This is a genomic window from Rhodanobacter sp. sgz306013, assembly GCF_057031145.1.
Genome location: NZ_JBXCIJ010000002.1, coordinates 16,100 through 37,876 on the forward strand (window position 1 = coordinate 16,100; position 21,777 = coordinate 37,876).

Annotated in this window: 23 protein-coding genes; 11 read left to right on the forward strand and 12 right to left on the reverse strand. The window is 69.4% G+C overall.

Features of this window, described 5'->3' with window-relative positions; translation table 11 throughout:
* Positions 1 to 12: 12 nt before the first annotated feature.
* The 6 genes from pyk to AC2EWF_RS05100 all read right to left on the reverse strand — a co-directional run bounded on the left by pyk (position 13) and on the right by AC2EWF_RS05100 (position 8,355).
* Entirely contained in the window at positions 13 to 1,485 is a 1,473-nt protein-coding gene (gene pyk, locus AC2EWF_RS05075) for a pyruvate kinase (protein ID WP_483638283.1), read from the reverse strand.
* A 111-nt stretch (positions 1,486 to 1,596) separates the two neighbouring features.
* On the reverse strand, positions 1,597 to 2,415 hold the full coding sequence (locus tag AC2EWF_RS05080) for a S1/P1 nuclease (RefSeq protein WP_483638284.1): 819 nt from the start codon (positions 2,413 to 2,415) through the stop codon (positions 1,597 to 1,599).
* A gap of 51 nt (positions 2,416 to 2,466) precedes the next feature.
* Positions 2,467 to 5,709, reverse strand: a complete 3,243-nt coding sequence (locus tag AC2EWF_RS05085) for an efflux RND transporter permease subunit (protein WP_483638285.1) — start codon at positions 5,707 to 5,709, stop codon at positions 2,467 to 2,469.
* Positions 5,706 to 6,806 carry an efflux RND transporter periplasmic adaptor subunit gene (locus AC2EWF_RS05090; protein ID WP_483638286.1) on the reverse strand — a complete coding sequence of 367 codons (1,101 nt, stop codon included), beginning with the start codon at positions 6,804 to 6,806 and terminating at the stop codon, positions 5,706 to 5,708. Before AC2EWF_RS05090 ends, AC2EWF_RS05085 begins: the two co-directional genes overlap by 4 nt.
* Positions 6,807 to 6,824: 18 nt before the next feature.
* Positions 6,825 to 7,037: a YgaP family membrane protein gene (locus AC2EWF_RS05095; protein WP_483638287.1), complete on the reverse strand. Its 213-nt coding sequence runs from the start codon at positions 7,035 to 7,037 to the stop codon at positions 6,825 to 6,827.
* Positions 7,038 to 7,068: 31 nt separating this feature from the next.
* Positions 7,069 to 8,355 (reverse strand): NAD(P)/FAD-dependent oxidoreductase, encoded by a 1,287-nt coding sequence (locus AC2EWF_RS05100; protein WP_483638288.1) that lies wholly within the window; start codon positions 8,353 to 8,355, stop codon positions 7,069 to 7,071.
* A 165-nt stretch (positions 8,356 to 8,520) separates the two neighbouring features.
* On the opposite strand from AC2EWF_RS05100, the gene AC2EWF_RS05105 reads away from it, so the two are divergent.
* On the forward strand, positions 8,521 to 8,892 hold the full coding sequence (locus AC2EWF_RS05105) for an ArsR/SmtB family transcription factor (protein ID WP_483638289.1): 372 nt from the start codon (positions 8,521 to 8,523) through the stop codon (positions 8,890 to 8,892).
* On the opposite strand, the gene AC2EWF_RS05110 is transcribed toward AC2EWF_RS05105, so the two are convergent.
* On the reverse strand, positions 8,838 to 9,722 hold the full coding sequence (locus tag AC2EWF_RS05110; RefSeq protein WP_483638290.1) for an MBL fold metallo-hydrolase: 885 nt from the start codon (positions 9,720 to 9,722) through the stop codon (positions 8,838 to 8,840). The genes AC2EWF_RS05105 and AC2EWF_RS05110 overlap by 55 nt on opposite strands.
* 77 nt (positions 9,723 to 9,799) lie before the next feature.
* Here AC2EWF_RS05110 and AC2EWF_RS05115 point away from each other — a divergent pair, with 77 nt between their 5' ends.
* On the forward strand, positions 9,800 to 10,240 hold the full coding sequence (locus AC2EWF_RS05115; RefSeq protein WP_483638291.1) for a beta-lactamase hydrolase domain-containing protein: 441 nt from the start codon (positions 9,800 to 9,802) through the stop codon (positions 10,238 to 10,240).
* 98 nt (positions 10,241 to 10,338) lie between these two features.
* The gene (gap, locus tag AC2EWF_RS05120) at positions 10,339 to 11,340 is read left to right on the forward strand and encodes a type I glyceraldehyde-3-phosphate dehydrogenase (protein WP_483638292.1); all 1,002 of its coding nucleotides are present in this window, start codon (positions 10,339 to 10,341) and stop codon (positions 11,338 to 11,340) included.
* A gap of 115 nt (positions 11,341 to 11,455) precedes the next feature.
* Here the strand turns inward: gap and fdxA are convergent, their stop codons facing one another.
* Complete coding sequence (fdxA, locus tag AC2EWF_RS05125; RefSeq protein ID WP_483638293.1) at positions 11,456 to 11,779, reverse strand: ferredoxin FdxA; 324 nt, start codon at positions 11,777 to 11,779, stop codon at positions 11,456 to 11,458.
* A gap of 178 nt (positions 11,780 to 11,957) precedes the next feature.
* Between fdxA and ccoN the strand changes: the two genes are divergently transcribed.
* The 8 genes from ccoN to AC2EWF_RS05165 all read left to right on the forward strand — a co-directional run bounded on the left by ccoN (position 11,958) and on the right by AC2EWF_RS05165 (position 18,564).
* Positions 11,958 to 13,421, forward strand: coding sequence for a cytochrome-c oxidase, cbb3-type subunit I (gene ccoN, locus AC2EWF_RS05130; protein ID WP_483638294.1), 1,464 nt, complete (start codon positions 11,958 to 11,960; stop codon positions 13,419 to 13,421).
* 218 nt (positions 13,422 to 13,639) lie between these two features.
* A complete protein-coding gene (gene ccoO / locus AC2EWF_RS05135) occupies positions 13,640 to 14,287 on the forward strand; it encodes a cytochrome-c oxidase, cbb3-type subunit II (protein ID WP_483638295.1) in 648 nt (215 codons plus the stop codon).
* The gene (locus AC2EWF_RS05140) at positions 14,284 to 14,466 is read left to right on the forward strand and encodes a cbb3-type cytochrome oxidase subunit 3 (RefSeq protein ID WP_483638296.1); all 183 of its coding nucleotides are present in this window, start codon (positions 14,284 to 14,286) and stop codon (positions 14,464 to 14,466) included. Before ccoO ends, AC2EWF_RS05140 begins: the two co-directional genes overlap by 4 nt.
* On the forward strand, positions 14,463 to 15,374 hold the full coding sequence (gene ccoP, locus AC2EWF_RS05145; RefSeq protein ID WP_483638297.1) for a cytochrome-c oxidase, cbb3-type subunit III: 912 nt from the start codon (positions 14,463 to 14,465) through the stop codon (positions 15,372 to 15,374). The genes AC2EWF_RS05140 and ccoP overlap by 4 nt, the downstream gene beginning before the upstream one ends.
* 64 nt (positions 15,375 to 15,438) lie before the next feature.
* Complete coding sequence (locus AC2EWF_RS05150) at positions 15,439 to 15,579, forward strand: hypothetical protein (protein WP_483638298.1); 141 nt, start codon at positions 15,439 to 15,441, stop codon at positions 15,577 to 15,579.
* Complete coding sequence (locus AC2EWF_RS05155; RefSeq protein WP_483638299.1) at positions 15,576 to 17,966, forward strand: heavy metal translocating P-type ATPase; 2,391 nt, start codon at positions 15,576 to 15,578, stop codon at positions 17,964 to 17,966. The genes AC2EWF_RS05150 and AC2EWF_RS05155 overlap by 4 nt, the downstream gene beginning before the upstream one ends.
* Positions 17,963 to 18,160 (forward strand): cbb3-type cytochrome oxidase assembly protein CcoS, encoded by a 198-nt coding sequence (gene ccoS, locus AC2EWF_RS05160; RefSeq protein WP_483638300.1) that lies wholly within the window; start codon positions 17,963 to 17,965, stop codon positions 18,158 to 18,160. The genes AC2EWF_RS05155 and ccoS overlap by 4 nt, the downstream gene beginning before the upstream one ends.
* Positions 18,157 to 18,564: a group III truncated hemoglobin gene (locus tag AC2EWF_RS05165; protein ID WP_483638301.1), complete on the forward strand. Its 408-nt coding sequence runs from the start codon at positions 18,157 to 18,159 to the stop codon at positions 18,562 to 18,564. Before ccoS ends, AC2EWF_RS05165 begins: the two co-directional genes overlap by 4 nt.
* 88 nt (positions 18,565 to 18,652) lie before the next feature.
* On the opposite strand, the gene tpx is transcribed toward AC2EWF_RS05165, so the two are convergent.
* The 4 genes from tpx to AC2EWF_RS05185 all read right to left on the reverse strand — a co-directional run bounded on the left by tpx (position 18,653) and on the right by AC2EWF_RS05185 (position 21,715).
* Positions 18,653 to 19,153 carry a thiol peroxidase gene (gene tpx / locus AC2EWF_RS05170; protein ID WP_483638302.1) on the reverse strand — a complete coding sequence of 167 codons (501 nt, stop codon included), beginning with the start codon at positions 19,151 to 19,153 and terminating at the stop codon, positions 18,653 to 18,655.
* A gap of 22 nt (positions 19,154 to 19,175) precedes the next feature.
* Complete coding sequence (locus AC2EWF_RS05175; RefSeq protein ID WP_483638303.1) at positions 19,176 to 19,628, reverse strand: CopD family copper resistance protein; 453 nt, start codon at positions 19,626 to 19,628, stop codon at positions 19,176 to 19,178.
* 9 nt (positions 19,629 to 19,637) lie between these two features.
* Positions 19,638 to 20,876 (reverse strand): NnrS family protein, encoded by a 1,239-nt coding sequence (locus AC2EWF_RS05180; RefSeq protein ID WP_483638304.1) that lies wholly within the window; start codon positions 20,874 to 20,876, stop codon positions 19,638 to 19,640.
* A 77-nt stretch (positions 20,877 to 20,953) separates the two neighbouring features.
* Positions 20,954 to 21,715, reverse strand: coding sequence for a helix-turn-helix domain-containing protein (locus tag AC2EWF_RS05185; protein WP_483638305.1), 762 nt, complete (start codon positions 21,713 to 21,715; stop codon positions 20,954 to 20,956).
* Positions 21,716 to 21,777 lie beyond the last annotated feature (62 nt).

Here is a 21,777-nt window from a genome sequence, read left to right on the forward strand (position 1 = left end):
CGTACGCAACGGTCAAAGATCGCGCAAGCTGTCCACCGCGCCGCCCGCGCCCACCGCCAGCAGCTTCAGCGTATTGGTCCCGCCCACATGGCCCACCCGGTCGCCGTAGGTGATGACCACGCTATCGCCCTCGGCCAGCTTGCCCTGCCCGAACAGCAGGCGCACCGCGGCGCGGGTGGCGGAAGCCATGCTCTGGTTCTCGCCGTGGCTGAACTCCACCGCCCGCACGTCGCGCAATACCTGCATGCGCCGCCGCGAGGCGGAGAACGGCGACAGGCCGTAGATCGGCACGGCACTGCGGTAGCGCGACAGCCATTGCGCGGTGGCGCCGGATTCGGTGAGCGCCACGATCGCGCGCACGCCGAGCTGGCCGGCCAGCACCATCGCGGCCAGGGCGATGGCCTGGTCGGTACGGCTGAGCCGGGGGCCGCCGTTGACCAGGTCCTCCTTCGGCTCGAACTGGCGCTCGGCGCCCAGGCAGATGCGCGCCATCGCGGCCACCGCCTTGTCCGGATGGGCGCCGGCGGCCGTTTCCTCGGACAGCATCACTGCATCGGTGCCGTCGATCACCGCGTTCGCCACATCCAGCACCTCGGCGCGGGTTGGGATCGGCGAGCGCACCATCGACTGCAGCATCTGCGTGGCGGTGATCACCGCGCGGTTGCGCTGCACCGTCTCGCGGATGATCTTCTTCTGCAGTCCGGGCAGCTCGGCGTCGCCGATTTCCACACCGAGGTCGCCACGCGCGACCATCACCACGTCGGAGGCATCGATGATCTCGCCCAGCACGGGGATCGCATCGGCGCGCTCGATCTTGGAAACCAGCGCGGCGCTGCCGCCGGCCTCTTCCAGCAGCCGCCGCGCCTGGTGCATGTCCTCGGCCGAGCGCACGAAGGAAACGGCGAGAAAATCCGCGCCGATCTCGGCGGCCAGCTTGATGTCGGCCTTGTCCTTGTCCGACAGCGCGGAGACGGACAGCCCGCCCCCCTGGCGGTTGAGGCCCTTGCGGTCCGACAACTTGCCGCCCACCAGCACGGTGCAGCGGATCTCGGTGCCGGCCACCTCGTTCACGGTGAGTGCGACCAGGCCGTCGTCCAGCAGCAGCACGTCGCCGGGCCGCACGTCCTGCGGCAGGCCCAGGTAGCTCACGCCAACGCGGCTGATGTCGCCGGGCGGCGCATCGGCGCGGCAATCCAGCACGAAGGGCTGGCCGACCTCGAGCTGGATCGGGCCGCTAGCGAACTTCTCCACGCGGATCTTGGGGCCTTGCAGGTCGGCCAGCACGCCCACCTCGCGGCCGGCGGCGGCGGCCGCGGCCTTCACCGCGGCGGCGCGGGCGCGGTGGTCGTCCGGCTGGCCGTGTGAAAGATTGAGGCGAACGACGTCAACGCCGTTGGCGATGATGCTCTCGAGCATGCCCGGCGCGTCGGTGGCGGGGCCCAGGGTGGCGACGATCTTGGTGCGGCGTAGCGGCGTATTGGTCATGCGGGGGCCTGATGGGCTATGGACGTCTGAATGCGGTCAACTGCCGTGGAGGCTAACAGATGCCGGACGCCGCGCCAGCCTGCATTCGTATGTAATGCTTCGTCCAATGTCTCAGTTCGTCAAAGCGAGGTTGAGCACCTCGGCCAGCCGGCGCCCGGCGATGCGCAGCCGGTTCTCGGCCTGCGGCAGCTCGGCGTCGACGTAGGCCTGGCCGATCGTGTGGCCGCCCGGATAGAAGCCCGGCCGGGCGGTGATGCGGCAGGACTCTTCAGCCCACTGTGCGTAGGGATCATCCAGCGGCGCGATCGGCGGTGGCAGCGACACCGGGCCCTCGGCGTCGAGTTTTGCCGCGTACGCCTGCCAGTCCAGGCCGCGCGTCTTCAGCATGCCGGAGTCCCAGACCTTGTGCAGGTTGCTGCCCTTGCCCTCGAACTGCACCTGGTACTTGTTGCCGCCGAGGTCGTCGCGGTAGCCCGCGTGCAGCGGCTGGTGCTCGTCGCCCATGAAATGCACCACGAATTTCAGCGCTTCGAGGCGGGCCGCATCCGGCTGGGACTTGTCTCCGAGGATCGCCACGTAATGCGCCAGCCCACCCACCACGCACTCGCCGTCGCGGCAGTCGCGCGGCGGCACGTAGTCGCAGCCCGGGCCGCCGCGAAAGTTGATGTAGTGCAGCTTGCGCGTCTGCTGCCACAGCGCGGCCTGTGCCGGATCGTCCTGGATCTGGTCGGCCCAGCTGGCGACGTCGGCCAGCTGGGTGGTGTGGTCCGCCGCCAGCAGGCGCTCCACCTCGGCCTCGGCGGCAGGGCTCAGGTGCCGCTGCGCCAGCGCAGCGACGATGCTGTGGCCCAGCGGACCCCAGGCCTGGGCGGCGGGAGCGAGGAACACGGTACAGAGGACGGCGGCAAGCAGGCGGCGGCGGAACGGCACAGGGGAACACCTCGGCGGTCGGGGACCGCCTATCCTGCCACCATCCTGCACTCACGCATCGGCCGGAAGTCCCGCCGGCACCCGCCGCGACAGCCACGCGTAGTACAGCAGCGGGATCACCGCCAGCGTCAGCACGGTCGACACCAGGATGCCGAAGATCAGCGACACGGCCAGGCCCTGGAAGATCGGATCGTCGAGGATGAAGAAGCCGCCCAGCATCGCCGCCAGCGCGGTCAGCATGATCGGCTTGGCACGCACCGCCGCCGCGTCGACCACGGCGTCGGCCAGCGGCCGCCCGGCAGCCAGGGCATGGTTGACGAAGTCGATCAGTAGGATCGAGTTGCGCACGATGATGCCGGCCAGCGCGATCATGCCGATCATCGACGTGGCGGTGTACTGCGCGCCGAACAGGGCGTGACCGGGCATGACGCCGATCACTGTGAGCGGGATCGGCGCCATGATGATGAGCGGCACCAGATAGCTGCGGAACTGCCCCACCACCAGCAGGTAGATCAGCACCAGCCCGCCGAGGTAGGCCAGCCCCATGTCGCGGAAGGTTTCGTAGGTGATCTGCCATTCGCCATCCCATTTCACCGCCACGCCGGTGGTGTCCGCCGGCTGGCGGATGAAGGACTGGGACACGGACTGGCCGTCGAGCCTGGCGTGCGCGAGCTTGCCCACCAGCGCGAACATGCCGTAGAGCGGGCTGTCGGTGCTGCCGGCGTCATCGCCGGTGACGGTGGCGTAGGGCAGCAGGTCCTTGTGGTAGACGGCATCCTCCCAGCCCGCTTCGTGCACGCTCGCCACCGCCGAGAGCGGTACCAGGGCCCCGCCCTGGGCGCGCACGCGCAGGGCCAGCAGCCGATCCATGCCGGCCTGGTCGCCGGCGGGCAGGCGCAGGCGCACCGGCACGGCACGGCGGGCATGGCCGTCCATGAGATAGGTGGCGTCGTCGCCGGACAGTGCGGTGCGCAGGGCCTGCACGACAGCCGCCTGGCTGAGGCCCAGCCGCGCGGCGCGCTCGCGGTCTACCGTCACCACGGCGCGCGGCGCGTCGGCTTCCTCGCTGGTGTCCACGTCGACGATGTCGGGGTCGGCGCGGAACATCCGTTCCAGCTGCAGCGCCGCCGTGCGAATGGCGCGCGCGTCCGACCCGTAGACCTCGGCGACGATGGGCGCCATCACCGGCGGGCCGGGCGGCACTTCCACCACCTTCAGCGAGGCGCCGTAGCGGGCCGCGATCTTCGCCAGCGCGGGGCGCGCCGCCAGCGCGATCTGGTGGCTCTGGCGGTGGCGCGCGTCCTTGTCCACCAGGTTCACCTGCAGGTCGCCGACCAGCGGTCCCTGGCGCAGGTAGTACTGGCGCACCAGGCCGTTGAAGGTGATCGGCGCGGCGGTGCCGGCGTAGCCCTGCCAGTCCTCGACCTCGGGAATCGCGGCCACCTGTGCGGCCAGCTCGTGCAGCAGCTGGTCGGTGCGCTGCAGCGTGCTGCCCGCGGGCATGTCCACCACCAGTTCGAATTCGCTCTTGTTGTCGAACGGCAGCATCTTCAGGATCACCACCCGGGCCACCACCAAGCCCACCGAGCCCAGCACCAGCAGGCCCATCCCGGCGAACAGCAGGCGCCGTCGACGACCTGCGCGCGCGCCTTCGAGGAACGGCCGCAGCACGCGCTGGAACAGGCGCAGCGTCCGGCCGCCCGCGGCCTCGTGCGCGGCGACGCCCGCCCCGCCCGTTCCCTCATGCGCGTGGCGGCGCAACAGGCGCAGCGCCAGCCAGGGCGTCACCACCAGCGCCACCGCCAGCGACAGCAGCATGCCGGCCGAGGCGTTGATCGGGATCGGCCGCATGTACGGTCCCATCAGCCCCGACACGAAGGCCATCGGCAGCAACGCGGCGATCACCGTGAAGGTGGCCAGGATGGTGGGACCGCCCACTTCGCTCACCGCCTCGGGGATCGCCTCGCGCAGGCTGGTACCGCCCAGCGCCATGTGCCGATGGATGTTCTCCACCACCACGATGGCGTCGTCCACCAGGATGCCGATGGAGAAGATCAGCGCGAACAGCGAGACGCGGTTGATGGTGAAGCCCATTGCCCACGACGCGAACAAGGTCAGCGCCAGGGTGATGATCACCGCGCTGCCCACCACCACGCCCTCGCGCCAGCCCAGCGCGAACACCACCAGCAGCACTACCGACAGTGTGGCCAGCAGCAGGTGCAGCAGCAGGCTGTCGGCCTTGGCGGTGGCGGTCTGGCCGTAGTCGCGGGTCACCGCCACATGCACGCCGGCGGGTATGTCGGTGTTGCGCAACGCCTGCAGCCGCGCGCGGATCGCCGTGGTGATGTCGGCGGCGTTGCTGCCAGCCTTCTTGGCGACAGCGATGGTGACGGCCGGTGCGTTGCCGGTGGCCGGGCCGGGCTTGCCCGCGGGAGTGCCGAACCAGGCGTAGCTGGCCGGCAGGTCGGCGCCGCGATGGATGCTGGCCACGTCGGAGAGATGCACGGGCGCGCCGTCCTTGAGGCCGATCACCAGGTTCGCCACGTCGCCGGCGCTTGCGAGGAAGCTGCCCGCCGTGACCGGCAGGTCGCGGTTGGCCGCCACCTGGTCACCGGCCTGCGCCACCACGTTGGCGGCCTTGAGCGCGTTCACCAGGTCGCCCACGCCCATGCCGTAGGCGGCGAGCTTGCCGGGATCGAGCTCCACCACCACGGCGCGCTCCGGCGCACCGATGGTGTACACGTCGCGCGTGCCGGGAACACGCTTGAGCTCCGTCTCCAGCGTGCGCGCCACCTCGGCGAGCTGCACCGGGCCGGTGTCCGGACGGTCGCTCCACAGCGTAAGCGCCATCACCGGCACGTCGTCGATGCCCATCGGCCGCACCAGCGGCTGGCCCACGCCGAGGCTCGCGGGCACGAAGTCGCGGTTCTGGTAGATCTGGTTGTACAGCCGCACGATGGCGGTCTGCCGCGGCACGCCCACTTCGTATTCCACCGTGAGCACGGCCACGCCGGGCCGGCTCACCGAATAGACGTGCTTCACGCCCTGCAGCTCGGAGAGCTTCTGCTCCAGGGGATAGGTCACCAGGTTCTCGACGTCGTGCACCGAGGCGCCGGGGAACGGCACCGTGACGTTGGCCATGGTGACGTCGATCTGCGGCTCTTCCTCGCGTGGCGTGATCGCCATCGCGGCCAGGCCGAGCAGCAGCGCCGCCAGCGCCAGCACCGGGGTCAATGGCGAGGACTGGGAGATGCGCGCGATGCGTCCCGCGAAGGACAGGCCCGGCGCGCTCACGGCGTCCCCTTGCCGCGCTGGGCGATCAGCCAGCGTGCGGCAGCATCGGGATCGGCGGCGATGCGTTCGCCGGCTGCGAGCCCCGCCAGCACCGTCGCGCGGTCGCCCTGCACGTCGCCGACGCGCAGCTGGCGCAGCGACACGTCGTGGCCGCCGACCACGTACACGCCGGTCAATTCGCCACGCTGCACCAGCGCGCTTGCGGGTACCGACAGCGGGCCCACGCCGGCAGCCTGGCCCGCGTCGGCACCGGCGAAGGCGAGCTTGACCGTCATGCCCGGATACAGGCCGCGGGTGCCGGGCGGCAGTTCCAGCCGCACCGCCACCGTGTGCGTCGCCGGGTCGGCCACCGGAAACACGGTGAGCCTGGAGGCCGTGATGCGGCGGCCGCCGTCGGCCAGCACCTCGGCGTGGCCCCGGTTGCGCAGCGCCTCGGCCACCGCCTGTGGCAGCTTCGCTTCCACGCGCAGCTGCGCGAGCGAGGCGACGGCGATGAGCTGCTGCGGGAACGGCGGACCGGCCACCGCCTCGCCCACCTGTACGTAACGCTTCGTGACCACGCCGTCGAACGGCGCGCGCACCACGGTGTAATCCTGCTGGGCACCCACCCCGCGCCACTGCTGCTGTGCGGCGTCGAGCTGCGCCTTGGCGGCATTGCGCTCGGCCGACGCCTGGTCGTACGCGGCCCTGGAAACGTAGCCCTGCGGCAGCAACGCCGCGTAACGCCGGTAATTCGCCTCGGCCACCACCAGGGTCGCCTTGGCCGCGGCGATCTGCGCCTGGGCGGCACGCTGGGCGGACAGCTGCTCGACGTCGGTGAAGCGCACCAGCACGTCGCCCTGCTTCACCGTGTCGCCCACGTCGTACGGCAACGCCAGCACGCGGGCATTGGTCTGCGCGGTGAGCACCGCCGCGTCGACCGCCTCCACCGTGCCGTCCCAGCGTTGCTGGCCAGACGCGGTGCCTGCGGCCACTGTCAGCGTGGCGAGGGGCGGTGCGTCGGCATGGCTGGCGGCGGGCACGGCCGGCCGGCCGCCGCAGGCAGCCAGCATGGCGGCCAGCAGGATAGGGACGAACTGCGGGAGGGCGTATTTCACGGCGCGGTTCCGGTGCATTCAGGAGCGGCGCGGGAAGGCGCAGCCGGGCTGCATGCCGAACCGGGCGAGGATGCGCGCCAGCGGGCAAAAGCCGCTGAAGGAAGACTGCAGCAGGTTGGCGCCCACGAACACCGCCAGCCACAGCCAGTACGGCGAGACGAAGTACGCCAGCGCCACGCTGGCAAGGATCATGGTTCCGGCAAAGCCGAGGACGGCGCGGTCGATGTTCATGGAATTGCTCCGGTTGGTCTGGTGTCGCGGGTCAGCGTTGCCCCGCATCCTGTTTCAGCGCGGCGATGCGCAGGAACTTCAGCACCGCGCGCTCGTAGATCGGATGGGTGTTGCCGGTGCGCACCTTGCGCAGGTGGTAGCGCTCGAACGCCAGCTTGGCCAGGTGCACCCATCGGCCCATGCGCGTCCAGGTCACGTTGCGCGGCGGGATCTGCGGCAGCGCCACGAACGCCGCGCCTGTGTCGCCCATGTCGGCCAGGCAGACCGCGTTCCAGGTGGCACGCGCCTCTGCCGGCTTGCCGGCCAGGTCGTCGCGCAGGTTTGCCGCGATCGCGCTCACCATCGACTCGATCATGAAGCCGGTCTTTGGCGCGCCGGTGGGCACCGGCGTGGCTTCCACCGGCGGGATCGCCACGCACACGCCGGCGGCGAACACGTTGCGCCAGGCAGGGTTGCGCTGGTGCTCGTCGATCAGCACGAAGCCCCGCGGATTGACCAGCCCCTCGACGCCGCGCACGGCGGGAATGCCGGTGAAGGCAGGCAGCAGCATGGCGAGCGCGAACGGCAGCTCGCGGGCCTTCGCGGTGCCGGCGGCGTCCAGTTCCTCCAGCAGCAGCTTGCCGGGTTCCGCCGCGGTGACGCGTGCGTTGGCCACCCAGCGGATGTCTCGCTCGCGCAGCGCCGATTCCAGCAGGCCCTTCGAATCGCCCACCCCGCCCAGCCCCAGGTGGCCGATGTAGGGCTCGGGAGTGACGTAGGTGATCGGCACGCGGTCGCGCAACCGGCGCCGGCGCAGATCGGCGTCGACGATCATCGCGAATTCGTAGGCCGGGCCGAAGCAGCTGGCGCCGGGCGCCGCGCCGACCACCACCGGGCCGGGCCGCTCCAGCAGGGCCTGGTAGGCCTGCCAGGTTTCCTCCGCGTGGCCGCCGGTGCAGATCGAATGGGTGTGGCCGCCGCCAGGCCCCAGGCCCGGCACCTCGTCGAAGGCCAGCCGCGGGCCGGTGGCGATCACCAGGTAGTCGTAGGCAAGCTCGCGGCCATCCGCCAGACGCAGCCGGTTCTGCGCCGGCTCTACCGCCGTCGCCGGCACGTCGACGAAATGGATGCCATGGCGGCGCATCGGCTCCGCCACCGCTACCCGGATCTGCTCCGGCTTGCGCCAACCCACGGCGACCCAGGGATTGGACGGGGTGAACTGGAAATACGGCCCGTCGCCGACCAGGGTCACCTCGTGCGCCGTTCCCAGCGCCGCCTTGATTTCGTACGCGGCGGCCGTGCCGCCGAGTCCCGCGCCCAGTATCACGATCTTCGCCATGACGCATTCCTCCTCGCCGATCCCAGCATGGGCCGATGTCCGTGCCGGTCGCTGATGCAGGTCAATCAGCGCTTTCTAAAAACATATCTAAATTAGATTTATCTTAATTAGATGATTGTGCTAAAGTCAAGCACCGAAACCATGGGATCCGTTCCAGAGGGCGCCATGCCGACACCCGCCAAGCACGACCTGACCGCCATGCGCGAGCGCGCCGAGGAGGCGTCGCGGCTGTTGAAGGCGCTGGGCAATCCGCAGCGCCTGCGCGTGCTGTGCCTGCTGGTGGAGCAGGAAATGTCGGTGGGTCAGATCAACGAGCAGTTGCCGGACCTGAGCCAGTCGGCGCTGTCGCAGCACCTGGCCAAGCTGCGCGACGAAGGGCTGGTAAGCACCCGGCGTGAATCGCAGACAATCTGGTACGCGCTCGAGCACGGGCCTACCGAGCAGATCATCGCCACGCTCTACGACATCTATTGCGCCACGGATCAGGCGCCGCTGTGCGCGCCGCCGTCGCGCAATCGCACCGGCAGCCGCAAATAGCTTGTGCCGTTGGACTCCGCCGGCGGCAGCCGCCCGGCGCGGATATTGACCTGCAGCGCGGGCCACAGCAGCCGCGGTACCGCCAGCGAAGCGTCGCGCCTGGTGCGCATGGCCACGAACGCGGCTTCGTCGATGCCTTCATGCAAGTGGATGTTCTGCGCGCGCTGCTCGTCGATCGGGATTTCCGCACGCGCCGTGACGCCGGCCGGCGGGTAATCGTGGCAGAGGAACATTCGCGTCGCCGGCAGGCCATAGAGCCGCTGCACCGAGTGGTACAGCGCGTGCGCATCGCCGCCCGGAAAATCACAGCGCGCCGAACCGCTGGCCGGCGAGAACAGCGTGTCTCCCACGAAGACCGCATCGCCGATCAGGTAGCTCATGCTGTCCGGGGTATGCCCCGGCGTGGCCAGCGCCTGTACCGGCAGACTGCCGATGTGCAGCTGCTCGCCATCGGCCAGCAGGCGATCGAACTGCCTGCCGTCGGCGGCCAAGGCGTCGTCGTCCAGGTTCAGGCGCTCCTTGAAGGTTTGCTGCACGCCAACGATGCCCGCGCCGATCGCCACCCGCGCACCGGTGCGTTCGCGCAGCCAGGCCGCGGCCGACAAGTGGTCGGCGTGTGCATGGGTTTCCAGTATCCACTCGATGCGCAGGTGCGCGGCCGCGGCCGCCGCCAGCAGCTTCGCCGCGCTCTCGCCGCGCACCTCGCCGGAGGCCGCGTCGAAATCCAGCACCGGATCGATCACCGCCGCGGCCGCATCGCCCGGCGCATGCACCAGGTAGGTCCAGGTGGCGGTGTCCTCGTGACGGAAGGGGATGACGTTCGGCTGCATGGTCCGTGGCCTGGGATGCTTGACAATTACATTAGTTTTTTCTAATTTAAAAGTCAATCCGATCCCGCGTACCCGCCATGACCGACTATCTGCCCAACCAGCGCTGTCCGGAAACCCGCCTGTTCTGCGGCGGCCAGCCCGACGAAACCCAACTCGCCGAATTCGCCACGGCCAACCCAGGCGGCTGCGTGATCAACCTGCGTCCGGCGGCGGAAACCCAGGGCTGGAACGAAGCCGCCGTGGCCCGGCACCTGGGTCTCGCCTACGTGCATATCCCGGTGGCTGGCCCGCAGGACCTGACCCGCGCGAACGCCGAAGCCCTCGCTGCAGCGGTCGAGGCCCACGGCGGTGCGCCGATGCTGGTCCACTGCGCCAGCGGCCAGCGCGCGGCCGCGCTGCTGGCGCTGAAAGCCGGCTGGATCGACGGCCGCCGCATCGAGGACGTGCTGGCCACGGGCAGGTCGGCCGGCCTGACCTGGCTGGAACCGCACGTGCAGGCCGTGCTGTCGGCGCCTTGAGCCCACGGACCGCTGCAGGACGCTTCGGCTAGAATGCGCATTTCGGCGGCCGCTCCCGACCGCCACGTGCCCGTCATCGAACCGGAGGAAATGTCCCCATGACCATCAAGGTCGGCATCAACGGCTTTGGCCGCATCGGTCGCAACGTGCTGCGTGCAGCGGTGCAGAACTTCGGCAAGGACATCCAGATCGTGGGGATCAACGACCTGCTGGAGCCGGACTACCTCGCCTACATGCTGAGCTACGACTCCGTGCACGGCCGCTTCAAGGGCGAAGTGTCGATCGAGAACGGGCAGCTGGTGGTCAATGGCAACCGCATCCGCCTCACCCAGGAGCGTGATCCGGCCAACCTGAAATGGAACGAGGTGGATGCCGACGTGGTGATCGAATCCACCGGCCTGTTTCTCACCAAGGAAACCGCGCAGAAGCACCTGGACGCCGGCGCGAAGAAGGTGATCCTGTCCGCGCCGTCCAAGGACGACACGCCGATGTTCGTCTACGGCGTCAACGACAAGACCTACAAGGGCGAGGCGATCGTCTCCAACGCCAGCTGCACCACCAACTGCCTGGCCCCCATTGCCAAGGTGATGCACGACAAGTGGGGCATCAAGCGCGGCCTGATGACCACCGTGCACGCCGCCACCGCCACCCAGAAGACGGTGGACGGCCCGTCCAACAAGGATTGGCGCGGCGGCCGCGGCATCCTGGAGAACATCATCCCCTCCTCCACCGGCGCAGCGAAGGCCGTGGGCGTGGTGATCCCCGAGCTCAACAAGAAGCTCACCGGCATGAGCTTCCGCGTGCCGACCTCGGACGTCTCGGTGGTCGACCTCACCTGCGAGCTGGAGAAACCCGCCACGTACGCGGAGATCTGCGCGGAGATGAAGGCGCAGAGCCAGGGCGCGCTGAAGGGCGTGCTGGGCTACACCGAGGACAAGGTGGTGGCCACCGACTTCCGCGGCGAGACCTGCACCTCGGTGTTCGACGCCGAGGCCGGCATCGCGCTGGACTCCACCTTCGTGAAGCTGGTGAGCTGGTACGACAACGAGTGGGGCTACAGCAACAAGTGCCTGGAAATGGTGCGCGTGGTGGCGAAGTAAGGCTGAATCTGCGCGATCGTCCCTGATCGCGAACATCAAACAGGCGGCCATCCATGGCCGCGCTCTTCAAAGGGAAAAGCCCGCGAAAGCGGGCTTTTCCGTCTCCCCTGCTTTCCTAGCGTTTGAGCAACGGCAGTTTGTCGGGCACGCCATCCCATTCCGGAGCGCCCGCCAGCGCAGGCTTCTTCGCGGTGATTACCGGCCACACCTTGGCCAGCTCGGCATTCAGCGCGAGGAAGCCCTCCTGCCCGGCCGGCACGTCGAGCTCGGGGAAGATCGCGCCCACCGGGCATTCCTCCACGCACAGCGTGCAGTCGATGCATTCGTCCGGGTCGATCACCAGGAAGTTCGGCCCTTCGTGGAAGCAGTCCACCGGGCACACCTCGACGCAGTCGGTGTGCTTGCAATTGATGCAGTTCTCGGTGACGACGTGGGCCATGGGACACAGCTCCGACCGCAGGTTGCGCGCCCGCACAGCATCTTCCGCCGCAGCGGCGCCGGCCATGACCTGGATCAGGGCGCCGCGCCATAGGCAGATTGCCGCAGCATGTTGATCCAGGTCAGCGCGACGCGCGCGGGCCCCCAGGAGAATGCGCGCACCGAAACCGGGGACATCCATGCCCAATACCGAGTACTACAACGACAAGGTTGTACGCCAGTTCCTGCTCGCTGCCGCGGTGTGGGGTGTCGTCGGCATGTCGGTGGGCGTATACATCGCCGCCGAGCTGATGTGGCCTGCGCTGAACTTCGACCTGCCCTGGATCACCTTCAGCCGGCTGCGCCCCGACCACACCTTCGGCGTCATCTTCGCCTTCGGCGGCTCCGCGCTGATGGGCACCTGCTACTACGTGGTGCAGCGCACCGGACATGCCCGGCTGGCCTTCGACCGGCTCGCCGGCTTCACGTTCTGGGGCTGGCAGATCGTCTGCGTGCTGGCCATGGTGTCGATGCCGCTGGGCCTCACCACCAGCAAGGAATACGCCGAGCCGGAATGGTGGATCGCGCTGTTCACCGCGGTGGTGTGGGTGTGCTTCGGCGTGGTGTTCTTCGGTTCCCTGGCGCGCCGGCGCATCAAGCATATCTATGTGGCGAACTGGTACTACGGCGCCTTCATCATCGCGGTGGGCCTGCTGCACGTGGTCAACCACCTGTCGCTGCCGGTGTCGTGGACCAAGTCCTATCCGATCTACTCGGGCACCGTCGACGCGATGGTGGAGTGGTGGTACGGCCACAACGCGGTGGCGTTCTTCCTCACCGCCGGCTTCCTCGGGATGATGTACTACTTCGTGCCGCGCCAGGCGCAGCAGCCACTGTGGAGCTACCGCTTCTCCATCGTCAATTTCTGGGCGCTGATCTCGGTCTACATGTGGGCCGGCTCGCACCACCTGATGTACACCGCCCTGCCCGACTGGGTGCAGTCGGTGGGCATGGCGTTCTCGCTGGTCCTGCTGATGCCGAGCTGGGGTTCGGCGGCGAACGGCCTGCTCACCTTCAACGGCTCCTGGCACAAGGTGAAGAGCGACCCGGCAGTGAAGTTCATGGTGATGGCGCTGGTGTTCTACGCCGCCGCCACCTTCGAAGGCTCGATGATGGCGATCAAGACGGTGAACTCGCTGTCGCACTACACCGACTGGACGATCGCCCACGTGCACTCCGGCTCGCTGGGCTGGGTGGCGATGATCACCATCGGTTCGCTGTACGCGATGGCGCCGCGCGCGCTGGGCCGGCCGGCGATGCATTCGGTGCGTGGCATGAACGTGCACTTCTGGCTGCACATGGCCGGCACCCTGCTGTACGTCGGCGCGATGTGGACTGCCGGCGTCACCGAGGGCGAGATGTGGCGCGCCACCCTGCCCGACGGCTCGCTGAAGTACGGCTTCCTGGACAGCCTCATCGCGGTCAAGCCGATGTACCTGGTCCGATGGCTGGGCGGCGTGCTGATCCTCTCGGGCATGTGGGTGATGGCGTGGAACCTGTGGCACACCGCCGCCGATGCCCGTGCCCGCATCATCAAGCCGATCCCGGTGCCGATCCCGGAGCCGGAACCCCACCAGATCCCGGCGCCGTTGGCTGCTGTCTGATGCGCTCGTCCGTGATCGCTGTTCCAACCGGCTTACCGCTGCGCATAGGCAACTCGATCCCGCAAGTCCACCAGCGGCCATCCATGGCCGCACGGGTCCACCTTGTGCGCTCGTCCGTGATCGCTGTTCCAACCGGCTTTCCGCTGCGGACAGGCAACTCGATCCTGCAAGTCCACCAGCGGCCATCCATGGCCGCACTCTTCAAATAGAACTCAATCATGGCCTACAGGCATTTCGAAGCGATCGAGAAGCACGCCGGCCTGCTCGGCATCGGCATCGCGATCATGGTTTCGCTGGGCGGACTCGCCGAGATCACCCCGTTGTTCGTCGAGGCGCATTCGCTCAAGGCGCCGCCGAACGTGCATCCGTACGATCCGCTGCGGCTGGCGGGCAAGGACGTCTACGTGCGCGAGGGCTGCTACCTCTGCCACTCGCAGATGATCCGCGCGCTCCGCTTCGAGACCCAGCGCTACGGCCACTACTCCACCGCCGAGGAGTCGGTCTACGACCGGCCGTTCCAGTGGGGTTCCAAGCGCACCGGGCCGGACCTCGCCCGCGTGGGCGGCAAGTATTCCGACGACTGGCAGCGCATGCACCTGATGGACCCCCGTAGCGTGGTGCCACAGTCCAACATGCCCGGCTACCCCTGGCTGGCGAAGGCCGGCATCGACGGCGCCGACATCCAGGCGCGCATGCGCGTGCTGCGCAAGCTGGGCGACCCGTACAGCGATGCCGACATCGCCGCCGCGCCGGAGGCCGTCAGGGGCAAGACCGAGATGGACGCACTGATCGCCTACCTGCAAGGCCTGGGTATCAAGAACGAACCGGTCGCCGCGACGCCGGCCAGCGATGGAGGCGCGCCATGAGTCCGTTCTGGGGCCACCTGGCGGGCGTGATGATCGTGCTGATGATGCTGAGCTTCGTCGGCATCTGGATCTGGGCCTGGCGCAAGTACCACAAAGCCGTATTCGACCGGATGGCGCAGCTGCCGATGCAGGACGACGACCCGCCCGCCGACGACGCGACAGGGGAGAGGGCGCGATGAGCACCGGCTGGTCGTTGTGGGTGATGTTCCTGGTGGTGCTGAATCTCGGCATCACCTTCTTCCTGTTCCTGTGGGGGCCGCGCGCGAAGATCCCCACCCGGCCCGACGGCACCAGCGGCCACGTGTGGGCGCACGGCGTGCTGCGCGAAGGCGTGCGGCGGCTGCCGATGTGGTGGCTCGTGCTCTCCGGCGCGATGTTCGTGGCCGCCTTCATCTACCTCCTGCTCTACCCCGGCTTCGGCAACCGCAAGGGCACGCTGGGCTGGACCTCGCACGGCCAGCTGGCCGGCGAGCAGGCCGCCAACGAGGCGAAGCTGGAGCCGCTGATGCAGCGCTTCGCGCTGTACGCGCCCGAGCAACTGGCCGGCGACCCTGCCGCACAGCAGCTCGGCAAGGTGCTGTTCGAGGACAACTGCGCGGCCTGCCACCAGCGCAGCGGCAAGGGCAACCAGCAGCTCGGCGCACCCGACCTCACCGACCAGGACTGGCTGTACGGCGGCAGCGGCAAGGACATCACCACATCGATCCATGACGGCCGCGCCGGCGTGATGCCGCCCTGGGCAAGCCTTGGCGAGGGCACCGTGAAGAACCTTGCGCAGTACGTCCTCGGCCTCTCCGGCTCGCCACACGACGCGAAGATGGCGGCGGCGGCCGAGCCCATCTTCAAGGGCACCTGTGCGGCCTGCCACGGCCCCGACGGCAAGGGCAACCAGGCACTGGGGGCGCCCAACCTCACCGACCACATCTGGCTGCACGGCGGCACGCTTGCAGACATCACCAAGACCATCCACGACGGTCGCCAGGGCCACATGCCGAACTGGGACAAGCGCCTCAGCGCCGGGCAGATCCACGTGCTGGCAGCCTATGTCTACCACCTGTCGCATCCCGATGTCGGTGCCGCGGACTGAACCGTCGCGAACCAGGGCCGGCGGGCCTTGGTACCGGCAGCCGGTCTTATGGCTGGGCATTGCCGTGTTCATCGCCTCGCTGGCGGGCTGCGTGTGGATCATCGTGGCGAGCGCGCGCAGCGCCGACATTCCGCTGGAAACGCCGCACACCGTGTTCGGCGTGCCCGCCAGCGCACGCAGCAGCCACCGCGCAGCCACGCCATGAATGCGCACGCCGTCTGGGCCCATCCGCTGCTGCTCGCCCAGGTACTACGGCCGCGGCGCGACGGCCGCAGCGAAGTGGCGCTGCGCGTGGACGCGCTGACCGAACCGCGCCGCGCACTGGCGCTCGAGCAGGCGATCCGGGCCTTGCCCGGCATCGAGCGCGTGGCCATCCTGCCCGCCGCCAGGCGCCTGCGCGTGGTGTGGGACGCACGCCGGCTCTCGCTGGAGACCCTGGTGGAACGCTGCGCGGCGCTGCATTGCCCGGCCCAGCCGTTGCCCCACGACGATGCCGACGACGTCCGCGCTGCCGAACTGCACGACGCGCTGAAGCGCCTGCTGGTCGCCGGCATGTGCATGATGCAGGTGATGGCCTATGCCTTGGTGATCTACCTTGGCGCGGTCGACTTCGTTGATTTCACCACTCGCGGCCTGTTCCGCTGGCTGGGCTTCCTCACCGCCGTCCCGGTGGTGGCCTATTCCGCCAGGCCCTTCTTCGCGGGCGCCGCGCAGGCGCTGCGCGAACGCCGGCTCGGCATCCACCTGCCGGTGGCGCTGGCGGTGGCGCTGGTATTCCTCGCCAGCGCGTTCAACACGCTGCGCGGCGCGGGCGAAATCTACTTCGACTCGGTGAGCATGTTCGTGTTCCTGCTGCTGGCCGCACGCTACGTGGAGTTGCGTGCGCGCCACCATGGCCATGCGCAGGGCGACGCCGCGATCGACGCCGCCCCGTTGCTGGCGCAGCGCATCGCCGCCGACGGCACGCTGGAAACCGTACCCGCGCTGACGCTGCACGCCGGCGACCGCGTGCACGTCGCCGAAGGCGCCACCGTGCCCGCAGACGGCGTGCTGGAAGCGGATTCGGCGCGGCTGGACGAGGCCCTGCTCAGCGGCGAATCGCGACCCGTCCTGCGTCACCGCGGCGAACGCCTGGTGGCTGGCAGCGTCCTGCTGGACGGACCGGTACTGCTGCGCGTGGAACACGGCGGCGAGGCCACCGCGGTGGCGCGCATCGGCGCGCTGGCCGCCCGCGCACGCTCAGCCCGCAGCTTCGCCATGGCCGGCGACCGCGACATCGCCCGCTTCGTGGCCCGCGTGCTGCTGCTCACCGCGCTCACCGCGCTGGGCTGGCTGCTGGTCGATCCCGCGCGTGCGTTCGACGCCGCGCTCGCCGTGCTGGTGGTGGCCTGCCCCTGCGCGTTCGCGCTCACCGCGCCGGCCGCGTTCACCCGCGCGCTGAACGCACTGGCGCGCCGCGGCGTGCTGGTCACCGACAGCGCCGCGCTAAGGCGGCTGGCGCAGGTCGACACCGCGCTGTTCGACAAGACCGGTACGCTGGGCGTGCCGCGGCTGGAACTCGCCGGCATCGAACCACTGCGCGGCGACACACGCGAGGAAGTGCTGGCGCTGGCCACCGCGCTGGCCCGCGAAAGCTCGCATCCGCTGGCCCGCGCACTCGCCGATGCCGCCGGCCGGCTGGTTCCCCCGCGGCAGGCCGAACGGGTCGAAGCCGTGGCCGGTGCCGGGCTGCGCGGCGTGGTAGCCGGACGCGCGCTGCGCCTTGGCCGCGCCGACTTCGCGCTGGGAGCCTGGGCGGCAGAAACGTTCGAGGCGAAAAGCCCTCTGCGCGAGGACAGATTTTCGACGATTCGCCGGCCCATAGCTGTCGCTATGGGCCAAGAAACGGCGGAAATATGGACCGCGCAGAGGGCTTTGCAGTCCGGACGGCTTCTGCCGCCCAGGTTCCCAGGCCACGCGCTGGCCCCCGAACGCCAGCGCGACGCCCTGCTGCTGGCCGACGCGGAAGGCTCCATCGCCGTCTTTCGCCTCGCCGAGCGCCCGCGCCACGACGCCCAGGCCACGCTGGACGCGCTGCGCACCGACGGCATCACGCCCTGCATCACCAGCGGCGACGCACCCGAGCGCGTGGCCGCCCTGGCCGGAATGCTCGGCATCGCCGACTGGCGCGCGCGCCAGAGCCCGGTCGACAAGCTGGCCCGGCTGCGCGAGCTGCGCGCCCAGGGCCACGTGGTGCTCGCGGTGGGCGACGGCAGCAACGACGCGCCTATCCTTGCCGGCGCCGACGTCTCCGCCGCGCTGGCCGGCGGCACCGGCCTGGCCCAGGCGCAGGCCGACCTGCTGCTGATGGACGATGGCCTCCATGGCCTCGCCCGCGCCCGCAGCATCGCCGGCGAGGTGCAACGCATCGTGGCAGAGGGCCGGCGCTGGTCGCTGGCCTACAATCTGTGCGCGGTTCCGTTCGCCGCCTTCGGTTACGTCCCGCCGTGGCTGGCAGGCATCGGCATGTCGCTCAGTTCGCTGGCGGTGGTGCTGAACGCGTTGCGCGCAGGCCGCGACGGCAACGGACCGCGACTGGAGCTCGGTGCATGAACATCCTGCTGGTGCTGATCCCGGTGACCGCCCTGGTGGTGGTCGTGGGCGTGGCGCTGTTCTTCTGGGCGGTGAACCATCAGCAGTTCGACGACCTCGACACGCCCGGCATCCTGCCGCTGCTGGACGAGCCCGCCGCAGACGCAACGATGCCTCCGGACGAAGACCCGACAGGCACGACAAGCAAGCCATGAGCACGCTCGAAGAAACCCGCATCGCCGCGCTGGTCGACCGCTTCTACGACAAGGTGCGCGCCGATCCCGCGATCGGTCCGATCTTCAACGCCGCCGTGCACGACTGGCCCGAGCACAAGGCGTTGCTCACCCGCTTCTGGTGCTCGGTGGCACTGGGGGCGCAAAGCTACCGCGGCAACCCGATGGCCGTGCACCGCGGCCAGCCCGCGATCCGCGCGGTGCACTTCGCGCGCTGGCTGGAGCTGTGGCGCGAGACCACGGGCGAAGTGCTGGACGAAGACGATGCCGCACGGATGCAGGACTACGCCGACCGCATCGGCCGCAGCCTGCGCATGGGCATGGGGCTGCCTGAGCGGCTGGACGCGCGGCCACTCGGCATTCCGGTGGTGGGCACTCGCTCCTGAGTCGCATTTTCTGCGGCATCGCGCATGACTCAGCCCGCCGGTCATCCGACGGGCTGACTCAGTTCGGCGGGTTGTGCCGGCGGGCCGCTCAGCCCAGCGCCTTCAGCGCCGCGTCGTAGTCCGGTTCATGCGTGATCTCGTCCACCAGCTCCGCGTGGATCACCTTGTCGTGGGCGTCCAGCACCAGCACCGCACGGGCGGCCAGGCCGGCGAGTGGGCCGTCGGCGATCGCCACGCCATAGTCGCGGAGGAACTCGCGCCCGCGCATCAGCGACAGCATCTGCACGTTCTGGATGCCCTCGGCGCCGCAGAAACGACCCTGCGCGAATGGCAGGTCGGCGGAAATGCACAGCACCACGGTGTTGTCGAGCTTCGCGGCCAGTTCGTTGAAACGGCGCACCGAGGCGGCACACACACCAGTGTCCACGCTGGGGAAGATGTTCAGCACCTTGCGCTTGCCGGCGTGGTTCGCCAGCGTGACCTCGGACAGGTCGCCGCCGACCAGGCGGAACGCCGGCACCTGGCTGCCGGGGGCCGGGAAACTGCCGTCGACGCGTACCGGCTGACCCTTGAAATGGACTGTGGACATGGCAAACCTCCGGGGAAAGGGCCTACAAGTAGAACATGGTCTTGGCCAGAAAGACGATGGCCGCCATCAGGGCCAGCACGATGCGGTGCGTATGGCGAAAGCGGCAGGCGCCCATCCTCCCGCGCGCACCCGCCCCCACCGCATTGACGAACACGCCCAGCACGCCTAGCGCGAGCACCAGCTTCAGCAGCAGGAACCAGCCGAAGCGCGTCGTGCCGATGCAGCGGATGCCGTTGCAGCGCAGGTCGAACAGCATGCCGCCGCTGACGAACAACACCAACACCACGAACGGCATGTAACGGCGCACCCGCGCCATCACCGCGGACTCGATCTGCTGCATGACGGCGATGTCGAAACGCCTGTGCAGCGCCTCCAGCGCGAACACCTCGAACGCTGCCGCGCCCACGAACACGATGGCGCAGACCAGGTGCGCCAGCACGATCCACGGGTAAAACGGCGCGATCAGCTCCTGCACGAAGCGCCCTCAGCCCGGCCTGCCGTCGGCGCGCGGCGTGAGGTAGATCCACGCCGACCGCAGAACCCACGGCAGGAACGCCAGCAGCCAGCCCGCGCCGGCGATCACCAGCCACAGATAACGGTCGCCGCCCAGCTCGGCGCGGATGCGCACGAACGCCACCAGCTGCAGCAGCACGAAGCACAACCACGGCACCGGGTGCATCCGCAGCGGGCGGCCGGAATGGCCGTGGGTGACGCGGGTCACCATCGCCACCAGCATCGAGCCGAAGAAGCCGATCGCCAACGCGTGCAGCGGCGCCAGCCCCAGCACGGTCCTGCCGTCGGTCGCCCGCACCAGGTCCTGCACGCAGAACAGCACGAAGGCGACCGGCAGCCAGGTGAAGGCGATATGCAGCACGCCGAGCAAGCCCGGGTGCAGACAGCGCCATGGCCTCCACATCAGCCAGTGCGTGGCGAACAGCGCGGCCAGCGGCAGGTCGCACGACCACAGCCATTGCGGCAGGCCGGCCCAGTCCAGCAAGGCGTGCGCCAGCAGCAGCGCCCACGCCACCGGGAGGCTCCACGCTGGGCGCCACATCGCATAGCCGGCCACCACGTTCTTGCTGAAGAACGGCAGCATGCGATGGCAGACCGTGAAGTACACCGGCAACAGGAAGCCGAACGTGCCCAGCTTCACTGCCAGCCACGGCACGTCAGGCGACACGCCGGGCACCAGCAGCCAGGCGAGGAACAACAGCAGCCCCAGCGTGCCCACTCCGAACGCCGCGAGGCAGGACCAGCCGTGCCGGTTGCGGTCCGCCGCCTTCGCCAGCACGCCGGCCAGCGTGCTCGCGCCCGCCAGGTACCCGGCCAGCATCAGCAGCATGCCCAGCTTCAGCAGCAGCGGCAGGCCGAGCAGGCCCAGCGTGCCCAGCACGTAGCCGCCCAGTACGCCGCCCGCCACCGGCAGGTAGCGCCGTGGCGGCACCGGCGGCCCGTCCATCCAGCGCGGGAAGGTGGTCATCAGGAAGCCGAACATAAAGAGCGGGAACAGGCCGTACTGGATCAGCATGGCGTGCCCCCATACCGGCGGTATCGTGGGCTGCGGCCAGTGCGCCCAGCCGAAACGCAACGAAGCCAGCTCCAGCGTCCACCAGGTCATCGTCAACAGCACCGCCACGGCGCCGGCAAGGAACAGGGGCCGGTGCGGCGCGGCCGCCAGCAGGGCGGCGGGGTCGTTCGCGGCGGCGGAGGTCGGAGCGTCCATGGAAACCCGGCAATGAAGACCGTTCCCATGCTGGCAGGGGACACGCGACTCGGCCCTGACCTGGATCAGCCCCTGCCCTACTCCGGCAGCAGGCTCGCGCCGAGTTCGCGCAGGGCGTCCTCGCGCAGCAGCACCAGTTCGCGGCCTTCCAGCGCGATCAGCCCCTGGCTGCGGAACCGCCCCAGCACCCGGCTCACCGTCTCGGCAGCCAATCGCAGGTAGTTCGCGATGTCGCCGCGCGACATGCTGAGGTGGAAGCGCGCGGCATGCAGGCCGCGCGCCGCGTAGCGCGACGAGAGGTCGATCAGGAACGCCGCCATGCGCTCGTCCGCACTGTGGTCGCCTGCCAGCAGCGACACCGCGCCCAGCTCCTTGCTGATCAGCCGGAACAGGTGCTGCTGCACTGCCGGCTGGCGCGACGCCAGCGCGCTCATCGCTGGGAAGGAGAAGCGGCAGAACTGCGTGTCTTCCAGCGCCACCGCGTCGCAGGGGAAATGCTCGGGATAGATCGCGTTGAGCCCCACCACCTCGCCGGGCAGGTAGAAGCCCAGCACCTGCTCGTTTCCGTCGCGATCGAACATCCGCGTCTTCACCGAGCCGAAGCGCACCGCATAGATCGCACGGAACGGATCGCCGGTGCGGAACACATGTTCGCCTGCGCGGAACGGCCCAACGTGCTCCACCAGGCAGTGCAGTTCGAGCAACTCAGGCTTGCCGTAGCCCACGGCGACGCAAGCCTCGGCGAACGCGCAGCTGGAACAGAATCGCGTGGCATCGCCGTCGTCGGCGATCGCCTGGGGCACCAGGCGCAATCGTCCGGTCGGGGGGCTTGGTGGCATGGTGGCTCGCACCGTGTGGGTCGGCATGGGGTTGACCCGTGCATGATACGCATGCCGTCGCG

Bases quoted from the DNA above. Each gene is read 5' to 3' on its own strand.
- pyk (WP_483638283.1), bottom strand. From the start codon at position 1,485: ATGACCAATACGCCGCTACGCCGCACCAAGATCGTCGCCACCCTGGGC.
- AC2EWF_RS05095 (WP_483638287.1), bottom strand. From the start codon at position 7,037: ATGAACATCGACCGCGCCGTCCTCGGCTTTGCCGGAACCATGATCCTT.
- AC2EWF_RS05100 (WP_483638288.1), bottom strand. From the start codon at position 8,355: ATGGCGAAGATCGTGATACTGGGCGCGGGACTCGGCGGCACGGCCGCC.
- AC2EWF_RS05105 (WP_483638289.1), top strand. From the start codon at position 8,521: ATGCCGACACCCGCCAAGCACGACCTGACCGCCATGCGCGAGCGCGCC.
- AC2EWF_RS05110 (WP_483638290.1), bottom strand. From the start codon at position 9,722: ATGCAGCCGAACGTCATCCCCTTCCGTCACGAGGACACCGCCACCTGG.
- AC2EWF_RS05115 (WP_483638291.1), top strand. From the start codon at position 9,800: ATGACCGACTATCTGCCCAACCAGCGCTGTCCGGAAACCCGCCTGTTC.
- gap (WP_483638292.1), top strand. From the start codon at position 10,339: ATGACCATCAAGGTCGGCATCAACGGCTTTGGCCGCATCGGTCGCAAC.
- fdxA (WP_483638293.1), bottom strand. From the start codon at position 11,779: ATGGCCCACGTCGTCACCGAGAACTGCATCAATTGCAAGCACACCGAC.
- ccoN (WP_483638294.1), top strand. From the start codon at position 11,958: ATGCCCAATACCGAGTACTACAACGACAAGGTTGTACGCCAGTTCCTG.
- ccoO (WP_483638295.1), top strand. From the start codon at position 13,640: ATGGCCTACAGGCATTTCGAAGCGATCGAGAAGCACGCCGGCCTGCTC.
- AC2EWF_RS05140 (WP_483638296.1), top strand. From the start codon at position 14,284: ATGAGTCCGTTCTGGGGCCACCTGGCGGGCGTGATGATCGTGCTGATG.
- ccoP (WP_483638297.1), top strand. From the start codon at position 14,463: ATGAGCACCGGCTGGTCGTTGTGGGTGATGTTCCTGGTGGTGCTGAAT.
- AC2EWF_RS05155 (WP_483638299.1), top strand. From the start codon at position 15,576: ATGAATGCGCACGCCGTCTGGGCCCATCCGCTGCTGCTCGCCCAGGTA.
- ccoS (WP_483638300.1), top strand. From the start codon at position 17,963: ATGAACATCCTGCTGGTGCTGATCCCGGTGACCGCCCTGGTGGTGGTC.
- AC2EWF_RS05165 (WP_483638301.1), top strand. From the start codon at position 18,157: ATGAGCACGCTCGAAGAAACCCGCATCGCCGCGCTGGTCGACCGCTTC.
- tpx (WP_483638302.1), bottom strand. From the start codon at position 19,153: ATGTCCACAGTCCATTTCAAGGGTCAGCCGGTACGCGTCGACGGCAGT.
- AC2EWF_RS05180 (WP_483638304.1), bottom strand. From the start codon at position 20,876: ATGGACGCTCCGACCTCCGCCGCCGCGAACGACCCCGCCGCCCTGCTG.
- AC2EWF_RS05185 (WP_483638305.1), bottom strand. From the start codon at position 21,715: ATGCCACCAAGCCCCCCGACCGGACGATTGCGCCTGGTGCCCCAGGCG.